The sequence below is a fragment of the Rhodococcus sp. KRD197 genome, assembly GCF_017168235.1.
Lineage (GTDB): Bacteria > Actinomycetota > Actinomycetes > Mycobacteriales > Mycobacteriaceae > Rhodococcoides.
The window spans coordinates 1-5,266 of sequence record NZ_JABFAO010000021.1 but is presented as its reverse complement, the minus strand read 5'-3'; the positions used below and the strand labels follow the sequence as shown (position 1 = coordinate 5,266).

Annotated in this window: 8 protein-coding genes; 1 reads left to right on the top strand and 7 read right to left on the bottom strand. The window is 64.9% G+C overall.

Translation table 11 applies throughout. The annotated features are described in order from the left end of the window. Positions 1-105: 105 nt before the first annotated feature. The 4 genes from J1M86_RS23345 to J1M86_RS23330 form a co-directional block, all read right to left on the bottom strand. Positions 106-615 (bottom strand): helix-turn-helix domain-containing protein, encoded by a 510-nt coding sequence (locus J1M86_RS23345; RefSeq protein ID WP_206511558.1) that lies wholly within the window; start codon positions 613-615, stop codon positions 106-108. A 154-nt stretch (positions 616-769) separates the two neighbouring features. After that, entirely contained in the window at positions 770-2,365 is a 1,596-nt protein-coding gene (locus tag J1M86_RS23340) for a multicopper oxidase family protein (protein WP_206511557.1), read from the bottom strand. A 314-nt stretch (positions 2,366-2,679) separates the two neighbouring features. Beyond that, positions 2,680-2,826, bottom strand: coding sequence for a hypothetical protein (locus J1M86_RS23335; protein ID WP_158050535.1), 147 nt, complete (start codon positions 2,824-2,826; stop codon positions 2,680-2,682). A gap of 155 nt (positions 2,827-2,981) precedes the next feature. Then, positions 2,982-3,239, bottom strand: coding sequence for an SHOCT domain-containing protein (locus J1M86_RS23330; protein ID WP_083667274.1), 258 nt, complete (start codon positions 3,237-3,239; stop codon positions 2,982-2,984). 243 nt (positions 3,240-3,482) lie between these two features. Between J1M86_RS23330 and J1M86_RS23325 the strand changes: the two genes are divergently transcribed. Next, entirely contained in the window at positions 3,483-3,680 is a 198-nt protein-coding gene (locus J1M86_RS23325) for a hypothetical protein (RefSeq protein WP_206511556.1), read from the top strand. A 108-nt stretch (positions 3,681-3,788) separates the two neighbouring features. Here J1M86_RS23325 and J1M86_RS26565 read toward each other — a convergent pair whose 3' ends face one another. From J1M86_RS26565 to J1M86_RS23310, 3 genes are all read right to left on the bottom strand, one after another. Next, on the bottom strand, positions 3,789-3,971 hold the full coding sequence (locus J1M86_RS26565) for an HAD family hydrolase (protein WP_230558519.1): 183 nt from the start codon (positions 3,969-3,971) through the stop codon (positions 3,789-3,791). A 220-nt stretch (positions 3,972-4,191) separates the two neighbouring features. Then, positions 4,192-4,266, bottom strand: a complete 75-nt coding sequence (locus tag J1M86_RS27040; protein ID WP_206511559.1) for a wax ester/triacylglycerol synthase domain-containing protein — start codon at positions 4,264-4,266, stop codon at positions 4,192-4,194. Positions 4,267-4,323: 57 nt separating this feature from the next. Then, complete coding sequence (locus tag J1M86_RS23310; RefSeq protein ID WP_230558520.1) at positions 4,324-4,695, bottom strand: cupin domain-containing protein; 372 nt, start codon at positions 4,693-4,695, stop codon at positions 4,324-4,326. Positions 4,696-5,266: the final 571 nt, after the last annotated feature.

Sequence of the window (5,266 nt, the reverse complement as noted above, 5' to 3'; positions counted from 1 at the left end):
GTTGCATCTGCGAGATGCCCTTCGTTGTGGCCGAATTTGATCCTCGAGAAATCTCATTCTTCCACTACGACAGGGCATTTCGTGTCTGCGACCCGCGCTTGGTCGCTACCGAATCGGTGCAACCAGGTTAAGTGGACCTATGCTGGTCAGATGGATATCGAGCAGTCCGGTCCCGTCGGTGGGATTGACTACCCGCGCACTTTTTAGGAGTTTCTGGAGTGGTTTCCCGACGATTCCGCGTGTGCCAACGACATCGAACAGATTTTCCTGGAACCGCGGGTCTCCGCTGACCGTGAGCGTGTCGACCTTCCACGGCTTCAGATTGTGGTCGGCCCAGATCTTCGCGACGGCGTCCTTGCCGATCCCGACCCGCGCCGCCAGAGATCGGGTGCTCCAGTGCGTCGAGCCGCCCGCGGGCCGCTCCTTGTGCGTGAAACGCAGGACCGCCTCGGCCGTGCCCGGTGGCAAGCTCGGCTTACGTCCGCGGCCCTTGGCGATCACCCCGACCCCGTCCATGCCCCGCTCGGCGAACCCAGAACGCCAGCGACCCACCGTATCCGAGTCCACTCCGCAGCGACGGGCGATCTCCTCGTTGGCCACGCGTCGCAGGCCCACAGCAGTCCCCGCGCTTGGACCACCTGCCGATGCGACAAAGACGTCGACGCGGCCATCCGCTCCAACTCCCCCCGCTGCTCAGCGCTGACCGACAACGCCACTGCAGTCACAACAGACATGGTACAAACTACGATGCTATTCCACAGACAGACCACTAGGCGGTGTAGTTGAGCTGGGTCATCATGCCGGCGTCCATGTGGTAAGCGTTGTGGCAGTGGAGCATCCAGTCCCCAGGGTTGTCCGCGATGAGGTCGACCGCGACCGACCTCATCGGTAGAACGATGACGGTGTCCTTACGCGGCCCCGGGGACCCGTCGGGTTTGATCACCTGAAAGGTGTGCCCGTGCAGGTGCATCGGATGCCACATCATGGTCATGTTGGTGAACGTCAGACGGGCCCGCTGGCCCTGCCGGATGGTCAACGGCTCGGTGTTGTCGTACGAGCGACCGTTGATGGTCCAGGCGTAGCTCATCATGTCCCCGCCGAGATCGGCCCGCAGGCTCGCATCGGGCTGCCTTTGAGGCAACATCACGTTCTCGGCGGCCACAAAGTCGTCGACGGTCCCGACCCGGCCGTTGAGCTCGGCAGGCTGGTACGTCGGCGCCGGTGCGGACCCGGCTCCGGTGTTCAGCAGGGCCCGCCCCTGCGCGTTCTTGCCTTCGGCCGCGGCCACCAGGGGGAAGACGCCGTCCTTGACTGTGACGATGACGTCGTAGCGTTCTCCCATTCCAAGCAACAATGCGTCGACCTCGACCGGCACAACGGGGAAGCCGTCGGTGTGGGTGACGGTCATCTTGTGGTTGGCCAGCGCCACGCGGAACGCGGTGTCCGCCCCGGCGTTGATGATCCGGATCCGTACGCGCTGACCGGGTTTCGCCGCGAACGTGGTCGGGGCCTCGGGTATGCGCCCGTTGACCAGGTAGTAGGGGTAGCTGACATCGCCGGCATCGCCGCCGAGCAAGGCACTGGCGCCCACACCGTTCGGCGTAGCTGCACCGGGTGCGGGTGCGCTGGTCGGTTGGGCCCCCTGATCCATCCCGGGCATGTCGCCCATCCCGGACATGCCCGGCATGCCGCCCGACCCGTTGCCCATGGATCCCATCCCGCCATTGCTCAGGTCGGAAAAGATGTCCTGCGGGTTCTTGCCGACGCCGTCGGTCCAGTCGTCGAGGACGACGACCCACTCGGCATCGTAGGTTCCGGCCTCGCCGGGATCGTCGACGATGACCGGCAGGTAGAGCCCGTAGTCGGTGTCCACACCGGCAGCATGCGGGTGCGCCCAGTAGGTGCCCGAGTGCGGGACCGAGAATCGGTAGGTGAAGCTTTCGTTCGGCGCGATGTTGGGGCTGGCGGGCATCGCCCCGTCCATATCGTTGCGGAGCGCGATGCCGTGCCAGTGGACCGATGTCGGGTGGTCTAGACGGTTCGACAATGCCACGGCCAGCTCGTCTCCGACGTTGGCGCGGATGGGGGTGCCGGGCAGTGTGTCGCCGTATACGAGGGTGCTCACCTTGGGGCCACCGAGATCGATCTCGGCGCGCTGCGGTGTGAGGTTGTAGTTCACGGTGCGACCGGTGTGGGGTCGGGCGGCTTCCGCTGCGGCTATTGCCTTTTCATTGACTGCGTTGGCGCCGGTGGTGGGCGCCGATCGGGTGCAGGCCGACAGGGCGAGTCCGCCGAGCCCGACCCCCGCGGCCGTGAGGAACGCCCGTCGGCTGAGTCCGAGTGGGGGCTGGATGTGCGCGCTCATATCGTTTTCTCGGTGTCGTCGTCGGTGTGGTTGTCCTGACCCGGCGGCGGAATTCGCAAGGTTTCGCCGAGCACTGCTATCGCCACCCTCGGCACGAGGCAGCAGCGCGTCGCCCGCGCCTGCGAAGCCCTCGACGGCCGGGCGACGCTCAGCGCCTGCCACCCTTCACCCGACGCGATCTTCCACCAGAGTATTGCCGCGCAGGCCGCTGCGATGAGTTTTCGTCTGGCCAGAGGGCACGGGCAGCTTGCTGCGTGCCGACGGAATCGCCAGCTGTCGCGTCCGGGTCGGTCGACCCGAGCTGCATAGGTGCGTCACATCGGCATGTTCATTGGTGGCATGTTCATCGGTGGCATCACACCCATCTGGTGCAAACACATCATCATCATGTGCATCATCTTCATCATGTTCATTGCTTTCACCTCCTCTTGTGCGTCGGGAGCGGTTTGCAGGCGCAACACGGAAACTTCCGTTCCGTAGAGGGCCCGCCGGCTCAGTGCAGGGCGGCCGGTGGAGTCACTCGCAGCGGACGAGTCCGGGACGGACTACCTACCCGGCGGGGCCTGATATCTCACCGTGTGCCAGGCCGCCAGGAGCTGAGTCTTCGTGTGCGTGGTCATGGTTGTGCCCGCCCACGTAGGGTCGTTAGCCGGCTGAGGTATTCGTTCTCGTCGATCTCACTGCGAGCGAACCGCTCAGCAAGCAACTGCTCTGCTGTGTGCAGCGCGGGCGGCTGGGCGCGTTGTTGTCCATCCCGACCCACGAATCGGACCAGCAGCACGATGCCGGTGATCAGCACTCCCCAGAACAGGACCATCCCGCTGATCATCAGCACGTATCCCCAGCCGCCCGGATCGTGGTCGTACCAGTACATCACTGTGATCTCCTCCTCGATGCTTGGCGGGGCCGCCATTCGCGGAACCGCGAAATTGATCAGCCCGCGCGGGCGCTGGAGAGCCCGTATGACCACTCTGCTCCCGAAACCATTCCGAGAGCAGGGTCTTTCTGCCCCCGTGAACGGGTCCGTGGACCCCCCGGGGGAACGCTCGGGGGTGTCGGGATAGCGGTCGATCTGAACTTGGTCTGTCTGATACGCCGGGCTTCGCGGGGAGGATCGATGATGACCGAAACACTCGATCCCATGGATCCCATAGCTACCGATGTGGACCAGCAGCAGATGGCCGACCAGCTCCTCGCGCAGGCCGAGGAGGCCCGGAACTCTTCCCGAGAATCGCTGGTTGCTGGGTCGAGCGGCTCAGACTGCGCAGACCTGTGGGAACACTCGGCGGTCACCAAACGAATCGATGCTCGGTGAGTCTCCGTTCAGGGTCAGTGACTTTGATTGCCGAATACTGTGTGATCGGGCCTGCGACGACGAGATTGGCGATCACCATCGGGATGGTGGCCAGCTCATCGCGGACGATCACCGCTCAGCCGTCTGGAGGGCGAGATCGGAGCCGGCGCGGCCCATCGCAATTCCGGTGTGAGCCGCGGCGAGTGCGGGGGCGTCGTTGACGCCGTCCCCGACCAGCAGCACCCGGCGACCGGAGTCTTCGACGTCCCGCACCGCGGTGACCTTGTCCTGGGGCAGCAGTCCAGCGCGCACGTCATTGATACCGACCTGCGCCGCGAGCGCGGGGGTTTTCGCTGCGTCAGCAGCACCGGAGCGGTGCCGGTCAGGGCGATCAGTTCGGCCACGGTGCCGCGTCCACCGGCCCGCAGCTGGTCTTCCAGACCCAACACGCCGATGGAAACCTTATCGACGAGGACGACCACCGCGGCCTCGCCTACGGCCTCCATCTCGGCAGCCGTGGTGGGCACATCAATCAGGAATCGGGCATCTTGGTGAACATCGCGATCCGGCCGTCCGCGAGGCCCTCGATGACATGTGTTTCCCAGATGCGTCAACGCATCAAGGCCACCGGAGACGGCCCGTAACCCGGGGTGCTGGCGTTGGGTCACGACAACTTCGCGACCGTCAACAGGACCGCTGAGTCCACCAACGCTTCGAGGCTATGCCGCGCGTCGGGCACGATGAGCAGGTCACCCGTACGCCCCTCCCACGACAGATCGCCGGTCGAGAGCCTGACCCGACCGGCGATCTGCACCGTCGCCTCACCCGGGTTCGAATGCTCCTTGAGAACGGCGCCCGCGATCATGCCGATGACCGTCTGCCGCAATACTTTCTCATGCCCGCCGTAGACAGTGTCGGCGGTGTGACCACCACCCGCGGTGGCCGCCTGTTTGAGCTGCTGACGTCCCCGACCCGGGGACGGTGCGTATCGCGATTCCCAACCTGCCTGGTCGCGTGGCCGCCGGCGAGTTGGCACGCTTGTCGGATGCGATCGCTGTGATCGCGGAGCTGTCAGAACGGGTCGGCGCAGAGCTCGGACGCCGGTTACTGCGTGATGACGATAGAGGTGGCGGGACCAGTGTCCTGACTGCAACAGCCGGGGACCAGTACGGGCCAATTGTCGTGCAGCGCATTCAGTATGGAAGTCTATGGTTCCAGCAGCTCTTGGACGCCGCTCCGGCCTTCGGGGCTGGGGCTCTGGCAGCTTCGGGCACTACGGCAAATCGTCGTCAAGCGCGCGCGAAGAGCCGAGGATGCGGGCCGTGTCTGGTCATTCATGCTGACGATGGCGCGACGCAGTGAGCGGGACGAGTACTTCGCAAGGCGGGATGCGCGAGCAAGGGCGAATACCGCTGAAGAACTCTTACGAAGAGCTCGTGCCGATGCCGACACCGCAGAGCACGATAGCCGTCGAGATAAGCCCGAATGCACCGATCAACTGATGGCGTCGCTGTGAGTTTGGTTGTGCGGCTTCGAGTGGAGTGCGGGCGTGGGTGATCGTCCGACCTCTCGTGCCGGGTTGTTCCACTGGGTCTTTCGCGTCGAGG

Coding starts and splice junctions, on each gene's coding strand:
- J1M86_RS23340 (WP_206511557.1), bottom strand. CDS start 2,365: ATGAGCGCGCACATCCAGCCCCCACTCGGACTCAGCCGACGGGCGTTC.
- J1M86_RS23330 (WP_083667274.1), bottom strand. CDS start 3,239: ATGTACTGGTACGACCACGATCCGGGCGGCTGGGGATACGTGCTGATG.
- J1M86_RS23325 (WP_206511556.1), top strand. CDS start 3,483: ATGATGACCGAAACACTCGATCCCATGGATCCCATAGCTACCGATGTG.